We start from the raw sequence: 16,153 nt of genomic DNA, 5'->3' as shown, positions 1-16,153 counted from the left end.
TCTCCGTCGGATCAGGCGGCCGGCCCGGTGTGCTTCTCCGGTGGCATGATCGCAGCCTGCGCAAAACGCACGGTCATCAGCGCGAATCCGATGGGCAGCGCCAGATAGACCCACCACATCGGGATCTCCAGCGACGGCGAGAGCTGACGGAAGGCCGTCATTCTCTGGACCAGAGCGATTCCGTACCAGGCGAGGATCGCACAGGCAGCCGACGAGATTGCGAGTCCGATCCGGGTCACCAGGCGGGCCGCGGGCGTCGGAAGAAACTCCGGCAGCGCATCGATGGTGATGTGCGCACCGACAAGAGCCGCCCGGCTTCCGCCGATGAAGACCAGCCAGACGATTGCGTAGCGGGTCGCCTCCGCGGCCCAGGGAAGGGCGACATTGACGGCGACACGCAGGATGATGTCGGCGACGAGAAAGAGCACCGACGCTGACAGCGCCACAACCAGCAGCACGCCTTCGAACGCCGTCAGGCCTTTGTCCAGAATACGCAGAAGCGTCCGGACGCCGCCCGAGGCAGCGTCCGGAGAACGCTCAGCGGGTGCGGAGGCACCTGTCATTGGGCGCTCAGCTCGTCCAGCTTGGTGTAGGAGCGCTCCAGAAGATCCGCCCCGATCTTGTCAGCGAACTGGGCGTGCACCGGCTTCATAGCCTCGGAAAAGGTCGCGATCTGCTCCGGCGTCAACTCGACGATCGTCGTGGTCCCGGCGTCGGCGATCTCTTTCAGATAGCCTTCCTGCAACTCAGCCGATTTCTCGCGCTGGTAGGCGCCGGCTTCCCGGGCAGCCTCCAGAAGGATGGTCTGCGTGTCCTCGTCCAGCCCGTCGAACCAGACCTTGGAGAAGATCATCGCCGTACCGAGATAGCCGTGGTTCGACAGCATCATGTAGTCCTGAACCTCGTAGAACTTCATCTTGAGGATCGAGACGATCGGATTTTCCTGGCACTCCACCACGCCCTGCTGCAGCGCGGAGTAGGTCTCGGAGAAGGCGATCGGGATCGCGGTCGCACCGAGTTCCTCGAACTGGGCGATGAGGAGCGGGCTCTCCATCACGCGGGCCTTGCGACCGTCGAGATCGCCGGGGCCCGTGACCTCATGATTGCAGGTGAGCTGCTTGAAGCCGGATTCCCAGAACATCGCGCCGACGAAGCCGGAGTCCTCAAGATCCGACAACACCTCCATGCCGACGTCGGAGTCGAGAAACTCGTACGTGACCTCGGGGCTGGGGAACAGGAACGGCAGATCGATCAGCTGCAGGCTCGGCGCGAAATTGGAAAGCTTGGCGGTCGGGATCGGAGCCGCCTGAACGGCGCCGAACTGCATCTGCTGCGCCACCTCGACGTCGTCGCCGAGCGCGTTGTTGGCGAAGATCTGGACGTCGATGGCGCCGTTGGTGCGCTCTTCGACGAGTTCCTCGAAGCGCACCGCCCCCATATGCTGCGCGGAATCCTCAGGAAGGTCATGATGGAACTTGAGAACCTCCTGCGCTTGCACGGACGTGCTGGCCATAAGGGCCGCGGCAAGCGCAAGACCGGCCGGCGCAACACCTCGGGCATTGGCGAAAACGGTGAGGATCATGGAGTTCATTCCTTTCGTTCGAGCCTGCCGCCGAGCGGGCACGGCAACGTCGGTTCAGGATGCAAGTAAATACTTACATTCATACTACGTCCGGCTATTTCGTTTGCACGTGCAAATTTTGTGCAATGTCGCCTCAATGGCAGACAGGAAGGTGGATGCGTCAGCGGGACGCGAGCCGGGAGGACAGGCCGAGCAGGTCTACGTCGCTTCCACGCGCCCCGACGATCGAGAGCCCGAGCGGCAGATGACCGTGCCGGGCGAGCGGCAGCGAGATTTGTGGCAGTCCGGCCAGACCGGCAACGCAGAGAAGGTTCATCGCCTTGTGCCGATAGGCCACTTCGATATCGGCCATGTCGCCGCCGCGCGCCGGTGCGGTCCGCGGGACCGTCGGCAGAACCATGACCGTGCCGGCCGTCAGCAGAGCATCGATGCGGGCGGTGATCTCGCGGCGATGCTCCTGGGCACGGGCGAGAAGATCGGGATCGACGTGCCGCGCCGCTTCGAAACGCTCTTTCACGCCGGGACCGAAAGACGGCCGGACTTCGTCGATCCAGGCGCCGACCGACTTCCAGATTTCCGAGGCCTGCACGATCCGGAAGCTCTCCGACCAGACCTCGAGTCCCTCCTCGGCCAGCACGAACGGCTCTTTGGATGCGACCTCAGCCGCGACCCTGTCGACGGCCGGAAGAAGGCCATTGTCGAAATCGGCGTCCAGCATCGCGAAGGCGTCGGAGGGAACCAGAAGCCGGGTGAAGCGCTGCGCCGCTCCGTCATCGGCCAGAAGCACCCGGCCGACGCGCTCTAAGACGCCGGCATCGCGCGCGAACCAGCCCACACAGTCGAAGCTCGGCGCGAATGGCACGACGCCGTCGAGCGGGATCCGTCCGTGGGTCGGCCGCATGCCCAGAATGCCGCAATAGCTCGCCGGCACGCGCACCGATCCTCCGCAATCGGTACCGAGCGCGAAGTCGACCACACCCGCTGCCACGACCGAGGCCGAGCCGCTGGACGATCCGCCGGGCACCCTCGAGGGATCGGCGGGATTGATTGGCGTGCCGTAGTGGAAGTTCTCGCCGGTGAGCGAATAGGCCAGTTCGTCGCTGATCGTCTTGCCGACGAGGTCCGCACCGGCCGCCAGCACCCGCTCGACGGCGACCGCCGACCGCTCCGCCGGCGCGTGGGTCCTCAGCCACTCCGGATGGCCATTGCCGGTCGCAGCGCCCGCAACGTCCAACACGTCCTTGGCTGCGAAGGAAAGGCCCGCCAGAGGCCCCGTGCCGGAGCCGGTCAGGGCGATCTGATTGTCGGGACAATAGGCGCCGAGAGTGTCGTCTGAGGGCTTGGCGGCCACGCGAGTTTTGAAATTCATGCCTGCTCTCGGTCCGGAAAGTGAAGGTGGGCGGGCTGGCGGGTCAGCGTCCGCCGACCGCCCTTGAAGGCAAAGAGAACGGGCGAAAGCTCCGCCACCGCTGCCTGGGTCGTGGGGCCATCGATCACCACCAGATCCGCCGATTTGCCGACCTCCAGCCCGTAGTCGGTCAGGTTCATCAGCCGGGCCGACCGGGTGGTGACCATGTTGAAGCACTCGGCGACGTCATCCGCCGCACCCACATGGCAGATGTTGGCATTGAGATTGGCCATCCGCAGCAGCGAACAGTCGCCGAACGGGGTGAACGGGTTCAGCACGTTGTTCGTGGACAGCGAGCAGTTCACGCCATGGTGCAGAAGCTCGTGCGCCTGGGTAACGCCGCGGGTCTTGGCGTGGTCGCGGTCGCGCCCCATCAGGAAGAGATCGGTGGACGGCAGGACCGTCAGCGCGACACCGGCATCGCCGAGCCGGCGTGCGATCGTCGCGAGCCTCTCTGGCTCGACATAGGCGAGCTTGGTGACATGGCCGATCGCATTCCGCCCACCCCGGCCGAACCGCTCCGTCAGCTCGCAGACATAGTCGAGATCGAGGCTGGACGCGTCTGCGCCGAAATCCAGGTGCATGTCGATGTCGGCGTCGAACTCGCGCGCTATCTCGAACACCCGATCGATCTGCCCATGAGGATCGCTGTCCGTGTAGGGCGCCGCCCCGACCACCTTGGCCCCGCGCTTCATGGCTTCGACCATCAGTTCGTCGGTGCCCGGATAGTTGAGCAAGCCCTCCTGGGGGAACACGCAGACCTCGATGTCGATCGCCCAGGAATAGTCCTCGATCAGCTGCATCACGCCTTCGAAACTGCGCAGGCCAATCGCCGGGTCGACCTCGAGATGCGTGCGCATGTGCGTGGTGCCCTGAAGCAGGCATTTCTCGACCGTGCAACGGGCGCGCTGGTAGACGTCTTCCGCGGTGAAGTCCTTCTTGGCCTTCGCGACCTCGCCGATCGCCTCTTCAAGATCACCGCGCCGGGAGGAGCAGCGGTCGAGAATGCAGGACTTGTCGAGATGGATGTGGGTCTCGACGAACCCGGGCGAGACCAGCCGCCCGTCGAGTTCGAGCGTCTCGCCTTCGGCCGCCAGATCCGCCTCGATGGCGGCGATCCGTCCGTCCTGGATGCCGATGTCGACGCTGCGCTCCGGGTCGCCCGGAAGCCGCCCGTTCCTCAAGATGAGATCCATGTCCGCTCCTCAGCGCTGTTGCTGTTCCAGATGCATCGTTCAGGAGGCTGCGCTCTCGGCGTCCCCGAGATAGGCGTCTTCCAGAAGCCGGCTGTCGCGGATTTCCTCCGGCGTCCCGCCGGCGACGATGGCGCCGGACGAGAGCACGTAGGCCCGGTCGGCAATGGCAAGGGCCATTTCGGCCATCTGATCGACGAGCAGGATGGTGGCCCCTCCGTCCCGCAGCTCGGCAAGGATGGTGTAGAGTTCCTGGATCAGAGACGGGGCGAGACCGAGCGACGGCTCGTCGAGAAGAAGCACCTCCGGCCGCGCGACGAGACCCCGCGCGATGGCCAGCATCTGCTGCTCGCCCCCCGACAGAAGCCCGGCACGCTGGTCCTGCCGCTCGCGCAGGCGCGGGAAACGGTCGAGCATCCGCTCCACCTGCGCATCGAGACCCGCCGTGTGGCGACCGTAGGCCCCGAGCCGGATGTTCTGCACGACCGAGAGTTCCGGAAAGACCTGCCGCCCCTCCGGCACAAGGACCAGCCCGCGGCGTGCAATGCGGTCGGCGGCAAGCTCCTGGATGTCGTCGCCCTGGAAAAGGATCTTGCCGGCCACGGGCCGATGCAATCCGCTGAGTGCCCGCATCAGGGTCGATTTACCGGCCCCGTTGGCGCCGAGAACCGCCACGAGTTCGCCCTTCGCCACGCTCAGCTCGATGCCGTGCAGGACTTCGCTTGCCCCGTAGGAAGCGCTCAGGCCTTCCACTGCGATGGCCACGTCGCCCTTCTGCCCAGGCGCGCTGCGCACCGGCATCGCCGCAGCACCTTCCCCGAGATAGGCGGCAAGCACCGCCGGATCCCTGCGCACCACGGCCGGTTCACCCTCGGAGATCTTCTGCCCCGAATCCAGCACGAGCACGTGATCGGAAATCCCCATCACGAGGCCCATGTCGTGCTCGATCAGGATGACCGTGATGCCGGCCTGTGCCAGCCGCTGAAGAAGTCGCGCGACGTGCGCGGTGTCTTCCTCGCCCAGTCCGGCCGCCGGCTCGTCGAGCAGCACGATGTCGGGATCGAAGGCGAGAGCCCGGGCGATCTCGACGAGACGCTTGTCGATATGGGCAAGGGTGCCGGCAGGCGCCTTGATGTCGCCGCGATAGCCAACGAAGGCGAGCAGCGCTTCCGCCTTGCCGCGCCGCCCCTCGGTCTCGAGCGAGCGCCCGAGGTCGCCCGCGGCGACACGGCCGCGCACCATCGCCATCAACAGGTTGTCGAGCACACTCATGTGCTCGAAGAGCTGCGTCGTCTGGTAGGTCCGCGCGACGCCGGCGCGGGCAACCTTGTGCGACGACCGCCCGGTCAGGTCCTCATCGTCCAGCATCACCCGGCCGCTGTCCGGCGCATAGTAGCCTGCGATGAGGTTCAGCGCGGTGGTCTTGCCCGCACCGTTGGGGCCGATGATGCTGGTGATGCGGCCCGGCTCGGCGGTGAAGCTGAGCCCCTGGACGGCCTTCACGCCGCCGAACGAGATCGAGACGTCCTGGACCTCGAGCCGCTTTCCGCCGCCGCTCCAGCGCGGCAGGTCCGGTTCGGCGGCGACCGCGGGGGGCGTGTCCGGCTGGCTGCGGCGCCAGCGGGCGAGCACGCTGCCGACGATGCCGCGCGGCGCGAGGCGCAGCACGACCAGAAGCAGGATCCCAACGAAGAGCAGCCGGTATTCGGCCAGCGAGGCGAAGACCTCGGGCAGCAGCACCACGATGATTGCGCCGATCACCGGCCCCAGGATGGTGTCGGCCCCGCCGATCATGACCACCAGCAGGAACAGGATCGATTCGAAGAACGGAAAGCTCTCCGGGCTGATGAAGCCGCTCATCGTCCCGTAGACGCCGCCGGCAATGCCGGCGAAGACGGCCGACAGCGCGAAGGCGACGCAGCGCAACAGGACCGGATTGAGACCGATCGACTGCGCTGCGACTTCCGAATCGCGCAGCGCCCTCAGCGCTTTGCCCCAGGGGCTCCTGCTGATCAGCGCATAGGCGCCGAGCGCAACGAGCATCAGCACGAGCACGAAGATCGCGATCTCGCGCTGGCTGAAGCCGAAGCCGAAGAGCTCCGGCGGGCGGATGCCCATGATGCCGTTCCAGCCGCCGGTGAGTTCGTCGAGTTCCGCCGCGCTCTGCTCCACGATGAAGCCGAAGGCGATGGTGATCATCGCCAGATAGGGTCCGCGAACCCGCAGCGCCGGGATGGACAGGAGGCCGCCGGCAACGCCGGCGAGAAGCCCCGCGATCGGCAGCGCCAGCCAGAAGCTGACGCCGTGATCGACCGTCAGGATCGCCACCGTGTACGACCCGATCGCATAAAAGGCGACATGGCCGAGCGAGATCTGGCCCGACATCCCGACCAGGATGTTGAGGCCGATGCCGACGATCGCCGTCAGTCCCACCAGCGAGAGGATGTAGAGCTGATAGCCGTTGCCGGTGAAGATCGCGGCCAGCGCGAGGGCAACGAGCAGACCGCCTGAAAGGAGATAAGAGAGCTTCATACCTTCTTGACGCTCGCTCGTCCGAACAGCCCCTCCGGCCGCAGCGCCAACGCCACGATCACCAGCGAGAAGGCCATGATCTGGGTGTAGGTCGAGCCGAAGCTCGCCGTGATCATCGCTTCGGCAACGCCGTAAAGCAGACCGGCGCACATCACGCCCCAGGGATTGGTGATCCCGCCGAGAATGGCGACCGCGAAGGCCTTGATGCCGAACATGGTCCCCATGGTCGACGAGATGGTGAAGAGCGGCGCGATCAGGATGCCCGCGACACCGGCGAAAAACCCGGACAAGGCGAAGGCGGCCGAAACGGCAACCGCGACATTGATACCCACCAGCCGTGCCGCAGCCTCGTTCTGGACGACGGCCAGCATCGCCAGGCCATGACGGGTGCGCCGCGAAAAGACCGTGAACGCGATAGCGAGGCCGATGCCCACCAGGGGGATCAGGATCTGCTGGGGCTGGACGCGGACCCCGGCAACCACGAACGCTTCCGTCACCAGCGGGGTCGGTGGCATGCCGCGCGGATCGCGGCCGAACGTGAACAACACGACGTTGTCGAGAACGATGCCGAGGGCGACGGTCGCCATCAGCCAGGCCTCGGACTGACGCCGGACGAAGGGCCGGACCGCGATCCGCTCGACGACCACGCCCCAGAGCGCGCAGCACATAAGGGCGACGACGATCGCCAGCGGCGCCGGCCAGCCGAGGGTGACCCAGAAGGTAAAGCAGAGCACCGCGCCGAGCATCATGGTCGAGCCCTGCGCGAAGTTGACCGTGTTGGAGACCACGTAGGTCACGTAGAAGCCGAGCGCGAGCAGCCCGTACATGCTGCCGAGCCCGAGGCCGGTGATCAGGGCCGAGAGGAATATCATGGGTGGTCCATTCGCCGACTTGCCTGTCGCACCGCGATGAGGCGGCCGGGCGACGCGCGCCGCCCGACCGGGTCACGCATCACTCGGTCGGGACGACCTGATCACCCTGGTAGTGGACCATGATGTAGTCCTCCGGCCCCAGCGCATCGTGATTGTCCGGAGAGAAGGGCTTCGTGTAGGTCTTGATCAGGCCCTCGTACGTGCCGTCGAGATTCTCCAGCGCCTCGCGGATGGCATCGCCGTCCGTGGATCCGGCCTGCTCGATCGCCATCGCCATCAGATGCATCGCATCGTAGGCGTTGGCGGTGCCGACCGGTGAGAACACGTCCTCCGGACCCTTGATCTCCGGATACTTGGCCATGAGCTTCTCCAGGAACGCCTCGCCGACTTCGCCCTGGTCTCCGAAGAAGGAGTAGGTCTGCACGAAGTGGGCGTCGCCCGCCGTCGGCCCGGCGAGCTCCGGGAAGCGGCCGCCGGAGATGCCCCAGTGAGAAACCACCGGCGCGTCCCAGCCCATGCGCTCGCGCGATTTCATCATCTGGGCGCCGGGAGGGGCGTTGACGACGAGGATGATCGCCTCTGCGCCGGCGTCCCTCAGGCGGGTAAGCTGCGGCGTCATGTCGACGTCGGCGCCTTCGAACTTCTCGATGCCGACGATCTCGACGGCGTCGTTCTCCTCGTCGGCCGCCGTCAGGCCCTTCTCATTGGATTCGCCCCAGGGGTTGTTGATCAGCATCAGGCCGACCTTGGAGGCGCCGAACTTCTCGTTGGCGTAGTCGAGCAGCTTGACGTCGACCAGAGCGTCGATGGCGGAGACACGAAAGACGTAGTTGGGATCGGCCCCGTTGCGGGTGATGCCGGTCGCCGCCGCCCAGACGCCCATGAACGGCGTCTTCTCCTGGTTCGCGAGGGGGGCGATCGCAAGCGAGACCGGGGAATCGATGCCGCCGAAGAAAGCGGCGACATCCTCGTTGAAGATCAGTTCGCGCGCGGCGATCAGGCCCTTGGGCGGCTTGGATTCATCGTCGCGCTGGACGAGCTCGATCATGCGACCGTCGAGCAGACCGCCCGACTCGTTGATCTCGTCGATCGCGATCTGCAGCCCCCTTGTGATCGCCTCGCCGGATTGCGCCGACGCGCCCGAAAGAGCAGCGACGTGGCCGAGTTTGATCGGATCGGCGGCCTGCGCCGTTCCCGCCGTCGCTGCCAACCCCAACGCGGCGATGGACATGCCGACCGCGGCCGGCAGCATTCTGAGCCTCAAGTTTGTTTTCATGACTGCTCTCCCCTTCCGGATAGATGCCGGCGGGCGCGAGCCGCACCTGCCGTCGGGAAAGCTTTGTGCAACGGGCGGGCCAGATTCCCTCCTGGCGCGCGATCGGAGTTGCCGAAGCGGCAGGAATCCGGAAATTGTAAGCAAATTTTTACATACCGCCGCGGCAAGACCACCGCGAAGGCATGAGACATTCGGAAACCAGGCATGGTGAAATCGGCGTCACGTGCCTCGATTCGAGGCATTCGCCCCAAGCGGGAGCCGGTTGGGGCCGTTCGGAGATGCGGAATTAACCCGTCGGGAATTCCGAAGCAGGCGGATCGGCTTTAAGAGTAGCGTCGGGCATGGAGGATTCGGGGTACGTGGCGATCAGGAAGACGAAGCCGTCCGGGCGGGCGCAGCACAAGCGGGACGCGGACGCAACGCGTCGTCGCATCCTCGATGCGGCGCGCCATGCCTTTGCCGAGCACGGGCTGAGCGGCGCGCGGATCGACCAGATCTCGCGTGCGTCCGAAGCGAACGTCCAGATGATCTACCGCTATTTCGGCGGCAAGGAGGATCTGTATCGCGCGGCTCTGGAGGACACCTACGCCCGGATCCGCGCGCTGGAGAGGCAGCTCGACCTGACCACCCTGGAACCCGAGGACGGCATACGGCGTCTGGTCGAGTTCACCTTCGACTATCTCCGCGACAATCCGGACTTCGTGGCCATCATTCGCAACGAGAACATCGCGTACGGCCGGTTCGCAAACACGCTCCCGATGGTCTCCGACACCACGCTGCCTTTGGTTCAGGCGATCGACGACCTGGTCGCGCGCGGACGGGAAAGCGGGGTCTTCACCGTCTCCATCGATCCCGCCCAGCTCTACGTGACGATCCTGTCTCTGTGCATCACCCATCTCGCCCAGCGCCATACGCTGTCCGCCATGTTCCAGCGGGATCTCGGCGAGAGCAACTGGCTGTCGGAACGGCGCACCCATGCGATCGATGTCGTGATGACCTACCTCACAGCCCCGCGCGCAAACGGCTAGGAGCGAACCGGTCGGCGCGACCAAACGATACGGGTCGGGGGTGCCCGTCCCTTGCTCGACCGGTCATCGGGCCCCAAATGTGTCTGCTCGCCTCCGGATCCGGAGCGGCAAACCCGAAGCCAATTCCCGCCGCCGAGACGTTTCCATTTGAACGGAAATGGCTCTAGGACCGTTGAATTCCATGGCGCAGCCAGAGGACATGCAAGCCGTGCACTTCGGTCCCGTACTCTACTTCCTGGGCGCAGCCGACGGCCGGTCGAATGTCACTGCCCTAATCGTCGTCTCTTCGGATGTGGAGCCGCCAAAGCTCATCACGGAAGATGGCGGCGTCGCGCCGGATCTGATCTGGGACGCCGACGGCAACTGCGGGTACCGCTACGCCTTCAGCCTGCCGATGCGGCGGGACAGCTGGTACGAAGTCGACGGGGCCATCTACGAGGTGAACTCCGCGTTTGAAGGCGATCTCAGGATCGCCTTCGTCTCCTGCAACGGCCAGGAGCACGGTGATCGCGGCCGCAGCCAGCAGGACAGGAACGCGCTCTGGGCGCGCCTCGTCCACGACCACGAGCGATCGCCGTTCCAGCTCATGCTCCATGGCGGCGACCAGATCTATGCCGATGAACTGGCAGACGCCCACCCGCTCACGCAACGCTGGGCAAACGATGCGGACCCGGATCCGACGCCGGTGTCGGACCCGTTGCTGCAGGAGGCTGCCGCAGCCCTGCGGCGCGCATTCTTCGAGCGCTATGTCGAGGTCCTGAGCGAGCCTGAAACCGCCTGGCTGATGGCCCGCATTCCGTCTGTCGCGATGTGGGACGACCATGACATCTGTGACGGCTGGGGCTCGCTTCCGGTCGAAAAACTGGACTCGCCAGTCGGACGGACGCTGTTCTCCGTGGCGCGCGAAACCGCACTTCTCTTCCAGTTCGGGGTCGCTCCGGGATCGGTCCCGCCGATCTGCACGGATCCGACCGGGCGCTCGCTGAGCTGGCATGTGAGAATGCCCGGTGCCCAGGTCATCGCTCCCGATCTGAGGTCCGAGCGGCGTCCAGACCGGGTCATGGACGAGACCGGCTGGCGCGCGCTGGAAGCTTCGCTTTCCTCCGTTGACGATGGGCGCGTCTTCCTGCTCTCCAGCGTCCCGGCCCTCGGTCCCCGCCTGTCCTGGGTCGAGGCGGTGATGCAACTCACCTCGCGGATGGAAAAATACGAAGACGACCTGCGCGACCAGTGGCAGAGCCACGCTCATCGGGCGGAGTGGCGGCGCTTTCTGGAACGCCTGATCGCGGTTCACGAAAATCCGCAGACGCCGGTCACGGTGATCTCCGGCGAGATCCATCTGGCGACGCGCGGCACACTGGAGGCAGCACCCGGCCCCATTCACCAGCTCGTCGCCTCCGGAATCTCACATCCCGAACCGCCACGCGCCTATGCGCTGGGGCTCGGTGCCCTCGCCCGTCTCGGAGAAACGCCGGTTCCCGGTCACAGCATCAAGATGCATCCGCTTCCCGGTCGGCGCGGGATTTACGCGGCCCAGCGCAATTACCTCACCCTGGAGGGGCGTAACGGCCATTGGCAGGCGGTCTGGGAACTGGAAAAGACCGGCAAGACCCCGTCCCTGGATATCTGAGCGGTGGATTGGACCCCGCCCCGCCTCAGCGAACAGCCGAGGACGAGTGCGGGTCGTTGGCCAGCTCGATCGGCTTGCCGTGCGGCGTGGCTTCGGCCGCACGATGCCAGGCCTCCGTCAGAGCCTGGACATGCTCGGGATCGGCAATCGCCTTGCGGCCCAGAAGCTCCTCCAGCGCTGCCACGAACCGCGCATAGTAGTCGCCGGCATCGTCGCGCGCGTCCGGCTGATGCAGCAAAGCGCCGAACGTCTCGGCCCATTCGCTTTCCGAAAAGACGCCGTTCGCGATCAGGGCGCGCGTGAGCGCGAAAACCTGAACCTCCCAGGGTTCGGAGAACCCGCGCTCACCGTCCGCTCCACTCAGGCGGTCGGATCCGAAGACGTCATTCAGCGTGGTCAAGATAGCTTTCCCAGGCATCGATGGAGACTGTGACGTTCGGATCGCCGTCGTCTCCCCACAGCGTTCGGCCGTCGAAGTTCACCGTATAGAGCCACTCGGGCTGCTCGCCCCGGCCGTGGGCGTTGCTGTCCGGCAGGACGTGGCACCCGTGCCGGGCCGTGATCGTCCCGGTCTTGTCCCGTGCGTAGCTGGGAAGCCGCGTGTGACCGTCCGGGTGCATGTTGCGCGTGCGCACCCGGTCACCGACGGCAAAACCGGGCTCCGCGCCTGTCTCGCGCAGCGTCGGGCCGCCGGTTCTGAGAACGGTGGGCACCTTGGCGGCCGGAAGCTTCTTCGACTGAGCCCTGCCCGGAGCCCTCATCCGGCCGAGGCGCAGCTCTTCTTCGCTGAGCTCGCCGTTGGCGATCAGCATGTTCTCCAGCGCGTAGGCCCAGATCTGGTAGTAGCTGGCGGAGAGATAGGTTGCCGGCGGCAGGCTTTCGCGCGCATGGCGCATCCCGTCGAGCGACCAGTAGCCGAGCGCGCCGCAGCACAGCGTGACGCCAAGAACGCGCGGCTCCCAGGCCGCATGGAACAACGGCTCCTCGGTCTCCGGTTCGGGCGAGATCGGCCCGAAGCCCATCTTGCCGCCGAGATCCTGAGGCCCCTCCATCAGACTGCTCCCGGCGTTTTCGGCAGGCCGGTACCGATCATGGAATTGCGGGTAACCAGCGCGGCGAGCTCGTCCTCACTCATGTGGTCGGCCCCCGCCGGACGCATGGGCACCACGAGATAGCGCTGCTCGGACGTGGAGTCCCAGACCCGGATCGTTGTCTCCGCGGGCAGCACAAGGCCGAACTCTGCCAGCACCTCCCGCGGTTTCATCACGACCCGCGACCGGTAGGGCGGCGACTTGTACCAAACCGGCGGCAGCCCCAGCACGGCCCACGGATAGCAGGAGCACAGGGTGCAGACGACGACGTTGTGGGTTTCCGGCGTGTTGAAAACCGCGTTCATGTGCTCGGCCTGGCGACCGGAGATGTCGAGCGAATTAATGGCGGCCGTGGCGTCTTCCTCGAGCCACGCGCGATAATCCGGATCGACCCACGCCTTCGCAACCACCCGGGCCCCGTTCTGCGGCCCCACCCGGGACTCGTAGGTTTCCACGATGGCGTCGACGGCGGCGGGATCGACCAGCCCCTTTTCCACAAGGATGGTCTCCAGCGCCCGGACCCGTGCGGTCATCGGGTCGTAGGCATTCTCGTGGGAATGATCGTGCCCATGGGGATGATCGTGATCGGCACTCAAGGCGTGGCTCTCGGCTAAAGGTCGATCCCGCGAGCCTAATTCATTCGACGCGGCAGGCAATCTGTCCGCAAGAAAAAACGATTTCCGGCTGCCGCGCGCTGCCGGGCGGTGGAATGCCTTACCTCACTCGGCCGCTTCTCCGGTGATCCGCCTCGGCGCCTCGCAGCCCCTGACGCAACAGCGGCCCGGCTGTCGGGAGACCCTCTGGCCCTGGTCGTAAATCCCGCGATCGAGCAGCTGGTCGACCAGATCGGTCTTTTCCGCGAGCGGATAGTTGCGCCATATCTCGCGCTTCATGGCCTCCGGCGACCCGCCCCCGTGCAGCGAGATCACCGAGTACCAGCCGCCCTGGTGCGAGGCGGTCAGATCCTCGATGAACCGGGACACCTCCAGACGCCGTTCGGCGGGAATGTCCTCACGGCCGGCAAGGACGGCGGCGAGCGAGGCCTGGGTCTCGGGGTTGTGGTCCTCGTCCGGGCCCGGCAATGCCACAATCAGGCCGCCCGAGACATAGTGGGCGAGCTTGTGCATGTCGTAGATCTTCGTTGCCAGAAGCAGCTTGCCGATATTGGCGAAGACCGGATCCGGCATGACCGATCGCGCCGGATCATCGACGCAGTAGACCGACGAGGCGACGCCGCAGGCAAAGAAGCTCTCGGTGATGGTGATCAGGTCGACCATGGCCTCGCGGATGTGGCCGTGCCGGTCGGGATCCAGACCGTTCGCCTCGATCATCAGCGCACCGGCCCCGATCAGGAGATCGCCGAAACCGGCGCGCGCGCCGATGCAGGACTGCCGGTGATGATGCGCGTAGCTGGTCGTCAGAAAGCCGCCTTCCTCGGTCTCGCCGGCAAGGAAGACCCGGTCGTGGGGCACGAAGACGTCGTCGAAGATGACCACGCCCGTCGACTGGCCGTAGCGGGCGGAGAACTTCGCTGCCGCCTCTCCCGGCCGGCCAGCGGGTCGCGCGACGATCGTCACGCCGTCCGCATCGATCGGAACCGCGCAGCACACGGCGTAGTCGCTGTCCTCCGGCGCGTGGGTTCTGCACGGCATGACCAGGAACTCGTGCATGTACGGCGCGCCGGTCACGATCGCCTTGGTGCCGCTGATGACGATACCGTCGGCCCGCCGCTCCTTGATGCGCACATAGACGTCCGGGTTTGCCTGCTGGCCCGGCCGCTTCGACCGGTCGCCCTTGGCGTCGGTCATGGCGACGCCGAGCGTGAGGTCGCGATCCTGCACGTCGTGCAGATAGGCCAGGAAGCGCTGATGATAGTCGGTCCCGTGGGTGTGATCGGTGCGGCGGGTGGCCTGGAAGAGACCATTCAGCGCGTCGTGGCTCAGATAGCGCTGGGCGCAGCCGGACACCTTGCAGACGAGCCGGACGGCCTCGAGCTTGTTGAGAAGGTCCTGTGCCGAACCGTCGATGTGCAGCATCCGGTTGACGGTCTTGCCGCTGGTCGCCTCGACCGCCGTCATCAGATGCGCGTGCTCGGCGCGGTGAGCGAAGTCATAGGTCACGCCGACGCCGTTGATGCCGGGCGAGAGCCGCGGATCGTCGGCGACGCTCTCGACACGTTCGCCGTCCACGAACACGCGCGGCGCATAGGCGCGGAGGGAGTCGCGATAGTCGTCTGCGGTCATCAACATGCCGGCACCTCGGCTTGCGCGGAAAATCGAACACCGTTAGGATTATTGAACAGTGTTTAATTCTGTCAAGAGATCCGATGTCCGACGTCCGTCCGATGCGCAGCAGGGCCTCCGCCGCAAAACGCGAGGCCATTCTCGCCGCCGCCCGTGAGGTGTTCGCGGAAACGGGCCTGGAAGGAGCGAGCCTGCGCTCTGTAGCGGCGCGGGCCGGCTACACGCCGGCCGCGCTCTACTTCCACTTCGAGTCCAAGGAAGCGATCTACGCCGAGCTGCTGTCGGAGTCCCTTGGCGCGCTCGGACGCCGGGTCGCGGACGCCGCCGGCGAGGAGAAAGGCGAAGCGCGTCTTCGCTCAGCCGCGATGGCCTTTTTCGATTTCTATGCCCATCATCCGCAGGACCTCGATCTCGGCTTCTATCTGTTCCGGGGCGGCATGAAGCCGGCGGGGCTCGGCCGCGAACGGGACCTGATGCTCAATCGGGCGCTGGAAGCGGCGCTGCGCCCGATCGCAGAGGCGGCGACCGATCTGGGAGCCGATACGGACTCGGCCGATATCCTTATGGTGGACGTCTTCGCCCACGCCACCGGCCTGTTGCTTCTGCTGCACACCGGACGGATCCGCATGTTCGGGGCCAATGCCCGGGACCTGATGCAGCGCTATGTCGATGATCAGGTCCGCTCGATCCAGGGAGGACACCATGCCGGCCCTTGAGGCGCAGACGAGCACACTGCTGATCATCGACCTTCAGCAACGACTGATGCCGGCGATCGCTGACAGCGGTCGGGTCGTCGCCAACGCCCGGCGGCTGATCGCCGCCGCGCGCCTGCTGGACGTGCCCATCAGCGCAACCGAGCAGTATCCGGAGGGCCTCGGCGGCACGGTACCCGGACTTCTGGACGCGGACGTCCCCGTCTATTCGAAGACAACATTCGACAGCATGAAGACGCCCTCGATCGCCGAAGCGATCCGCCCCGAAGGCCGGTACGTCGTTGCCGGCTGCGAGGCTCATGTCTGTGTCCTGCAGACCGTTCTCGGTCTGCTGGCGCATGGCTGCGACGTCGCCGTGGTTCAGGACGCCATAGGATCGCGGATCGAGGACAACCGGAAAGCCGCCTGCCGCCGCATGGAGCGCCACGGCGCGGAACCGGTCACCACCGAAATGGTGCTGTTCGAATGGCTCGGCGATTCCCGGAACCCGCGGTTCCGGGAGGCCATGAAGCTGATCAAGCCGATGAAGGCCGATCAGGAACCCGCCACCGGCGCGGAATAGGCCGCGCCGGCAGGTGCCCGCGT

The 16,153-nt window shown here is 65.9% G+C and carries 15 protein-coding genes; 4 read left to right on the top strand and 11 right to left on the bottom strand.

Annotation, left to right across the window (positions count from 1 at the left end; all coding sequences use genetic code 11):
• Positions 1 to 11: 11 nt before the first annotated feature.
• From J2S73_RS04615 to J2S73_RS04585, 7 genes are all read right to left on the bottom strand, one after another.
• Complete coding sequence (locus J2S73_RS04615) at positions 12 to 563, bottom strand: TRAP transporter small permease (RefSeq protein WP_306884254.1); 552 nt, start codon at positions 561 to 563, stop codon at positions 12 to 14.
• Positions 560 to 1,582, bottom strand: a complete 1,023-nt coding sequence (locus J2S73_RS04610) for a TRAP transporter substrate-binding protein (protein ID WP_306884253.1) — start codon at positions 1,580 to 1,582, stop codon at positions 560 to 562. The genes J2S73_RS04615 and J2S73_RS04610 overlap by 4 nt, the downstream gene beginning before the upstream one ends.
• 160 nt (positions 1,583 to 1,742) lie before the next feature.
• Positions 1,743 to 2,951 carry an amidase gene (locus tag J2S73_RS04605; protein WP_306884252.1) on the bottom strand — a complete coding sequence of 403 codons (1,209 nt, stop codon included), beginning with the start codon at positions 2,949 to 2,951 and terminating at the stop codon, positions 1,743 to 1,745.
• Complete coding sequence (locus tag J2S73_RS04600) at positions 2,948 to 4,186, bottom strand: amidohydrolase family protein (RefSeq protein ID WP_306884251.1); 1,239 nt, start codon at positions 4,184 to 4,186, stop codon at positions 2,948 to 2,950. Before J2S73_RS04600 ends, J2S73_RS04605 begins: the two co-directional genes overlap by 4 nt.
• 39 nt (positions 4,187 to 4,225) lie before the next feature.
• Positions 4,226 to 6,715: a branched-chain amino acid ABC transporter ATP-binding protein/permease gene (locus J2S73_RS04595; RefSeq protein WP_306884250.1), complete on the bottom strand. Its 2,490-nt coding sequence runs from the start codon at positions 6,713 to 6,715 to the stop codon at positions 4,226 to 4,228.
• Positions 6,712 to 7,584 (bottom strand): branched-chain amino acid ABC transporter permease, encoded by an 873-nt coding sequence (locus J2S73_RS04590; protein ID WP_306884942.1) that lies wholly within the window; start codon positions 7,582 to 7,584, stop codon positions 6,712 to 6,714. Before J2S73_RS04590 ends, J2S73_RS04595 begins: the two co-directional genes overlap by 4 nt.
• A gap of 82 nt (positions 7,585 to 7,666) precedes the next feature.
• Positions 7,667 to 8,863: an ABC transporter substrate-binding protein gene (locus J2S73_RS04585; RefSeq protein WP_306884249.1), complete on the bottom strand. Its 1,197-nt coding sequence runs from the start codon at positions 8,861 to 8,863 to the stop codon at positions 7,667 to 7,669.
• A gap of 341 nt (positions 8,864 to 9,204) precedes the next feature.
• On the opposite strand from J2S73_RS04585, the gene J2S73_RS04580 reads away from it, so the two are divergent.
• Positions 9,205 to 9,891 (top strand): TetR/AcrR family transcriptional regulator, encoded by a 687-nt coding sequence (locus J2S73_RS04580; protein WP_306884248.1) that lies wholly within the window; start codon positions 9,205 to 9,207, stop codon positions 9,889 to 9,891.
• Positions 9,892 to 10,072: 181 nt separating this feature from the next.
• Entirely contained in the window at positions 10,073 to 11,521 is a 1,449-nt protein-coding gene (locus J2S73_RS04575; protein WP_306884247.1) for an alkaline phosphatase D family protein, read from the top strand.
• A 25-nt stretch (positions 11,522 to 11,546) separates the two neighbouring features.
• On the opposite strand, the gene J2S73_RS04570 is transcribed toward J2S73_RS04575, so the two are convergent.
• The 4 genes from J2S73_RS04570 to J2S73_RS04555 all read right to left on the bottom strand — a co-directional run bounded on the left by J2S73_RS04570 (position 11,547) and on the right by J2S73_RS04555 (position 14,861).
• Positions 11,547 to 11,921: a nitrile hydratase accessory protein gene (locus J2S73_RS04570; protein WP_306884246.1), complete on the bottom strand. Its 375-nt coding sequence runs from the start codon at positions 11,919 to 11,921 to the stop codon at positions 11,547 to 11,549.
• On the bottom strand, positions 11,905 to 12,573 hold the full coding sequence (gene nthB / locus J2S73_RS04565; RefSeq protein ID WP_306884245.1) for a nitrile hydratase subunit beta: 669 nt from the start codon (positions 12,571 to 12,573) through the stop codon (positions 11,905 to 11,907). Before nthB ends, J2S73_RS04570 begins: the two co-directional genes overlap by 17 nt.
• Positions 12,573 to 13,145, bottom strand: coding sequence for a nitrile hydratase subunit alpha (gene nthA / locus J2S73_RS04560; protein WP_306884941.1), 573 nt, complete (start codon positions 13,143 to 13,145; stop codon positions 12,573 to 12,575). The genes nthB and nthA overlap by 1 nt, the downstream gene beginning before the upstream one ends.
• Before the next feature lie 186 nt (positions 13,146 to 13,331).
• Positions 13,332 to 14,861, bottom strand: coding sequence for a 4-hydroxyphenylacetate 3-hydroxylase family protein (locus tag J2S73_RS04555; protein WP_306884244.1), 1,530 nt, complete (start codon positions 14,859 to 14,861; stop codon positions 13,332 to 13,334).
• A 77-nt stretch (positions 14,862 to 14,938) separates the two neighbouring features.
• Between J2S73_RS04555 and J2S73_RS04550 the strand changes: the two genes are divergently transcribed.
• Both J2S73_RS04550 and J2S73_RS04545 read left to right on the top strand, forming a co-directional pair.
• Positions 14,939 to 15,571, top strand: coding sequence for a TetR/AcrR family transcriptional regulator (locus J2S73_RS04550; protein ID WP_306884243.1), 633 nt, complete (start codon positions 14,939 to 14,941; stop codon positions 15,569 to 15,571).
• Positions 15,558 to 16,130: an isochorismatase family protein gene (locus J2S73_RS04545; protein WP_306884242.1), complete on the top strand. Its 573-nt coding sequence runs from the start codon at positions 15,558 to 15,560 to the stop codon at positions 16,128 to 16,130. Before J2S73_RS04550 ends, J2S73_RS04545 begins: the two co-directional genes overlap by 14 nt.
• Positions 16,131 to 16,153 lie beyond the last annotated feature (23 nt).

Origin of the sequence: Amorphus orientalis (genome assembly GCF_030814015.1) — a bacterium.
GTDB lineage: Bacteria > Pseudomonadota > Alphaproteobacteria > Rhizobiales > Amorphaceae > Amorphus > Amorphus orientalis.
The sequence above is the reverse complement of the archived record's forward strand: the minus strand, read 5'-3'. Positions and strand labels throughout refer to the sequence as shown.

Coding starts and splice junctions, on each gene's coding strand:
- J2S73_RS04615 (WP_306884254.1), bottom strand. CDS start 563: ATGACAGGTGCCTCCGCACCCGCTGAGCGTTCTCCGGACGCTGCCTCG.
- J2S73_RS04610 (WP_306884253.1), bottom strand. CDS start 1,582: ATGATCCTCACCGTTTTCGCCAATGCCCGAGGTGTTGCGCCGGCCGGT.
- J2S73_RS04605 (WP_306884252.1), bottom strand. CDS start 2,951: ATGAATTTCAAAACTCGCGTGGCCGCCAAGCCCTCAGACGACACTCTC.
- J2S73_RS04600 (WP_306884251.1), bottom strand. CDS start 4,186: ATGGATCTCATCTTGAGGAACGGGCGGCTTCCGGGCGACCCGGAGCGC.
- J2S73_RS04595 (WP_306884250.1), bottom strand. CDS start 6,715: ATGAAGCTCTCTTATCTCCTTTCAGGCGGTCTGCTCGTTGCCCTCGCG.
- J2S73_RS04585 (WP_306884249.1), bottom strand. CDS start 8,863: ATGAAAACAAACTTGAGGCTCAGAATGCTGCCGGCCGCGGTCGGCATG.
- J2S73_RS04580 (WP_306884248.1), top strand. CDS start 9,205: ATGGAGGATTCGGGGTACGTGGCGATCAGGAAGACGAAGCCGTCCGGG.
- J2S73_RS04575 (WP_306884247.1), top strand. CDS start 10,073: ATGGCGCAGCCAGAGGACATGCAAGCCGTGCACTTCGGTCCCGTACTC.
- nthB (WP_306884245.1), bottom strand. CDS start 12,573: ATGGAGGGGCCTCAGGATCTCGGCGGCAAGATGGGCTTCGGGCCGATC.
- nthA (WP_306884941.1), bottom strand. CDS start 13,145: ATGACCGCACGGGTCCGGGCGCTGGAGACCATCCTTGTGGAAAAGGGG.
- J2S73_RS04555 (WP_306884244.1), bottom strand. CDS start 14,861: ATGTTGATGACCGCAGACGACTATCGCGACTCCCTCCGCGCCTATGCG.
- J2S73_RS04550 (WP_306884243.1), top strand. CDS start 14,939: ATGTCCGACGTCCGTCCGATGCGCAGCAGGGCCTCCGCCGCAAAACGC.
- J2S73_RS04545 (WP_306884242.1), top strand. CDS start 15,558: ATGCCGGCCCTTGAGGCGCAGACGAGCACACTGCTGATCATCGACCTT.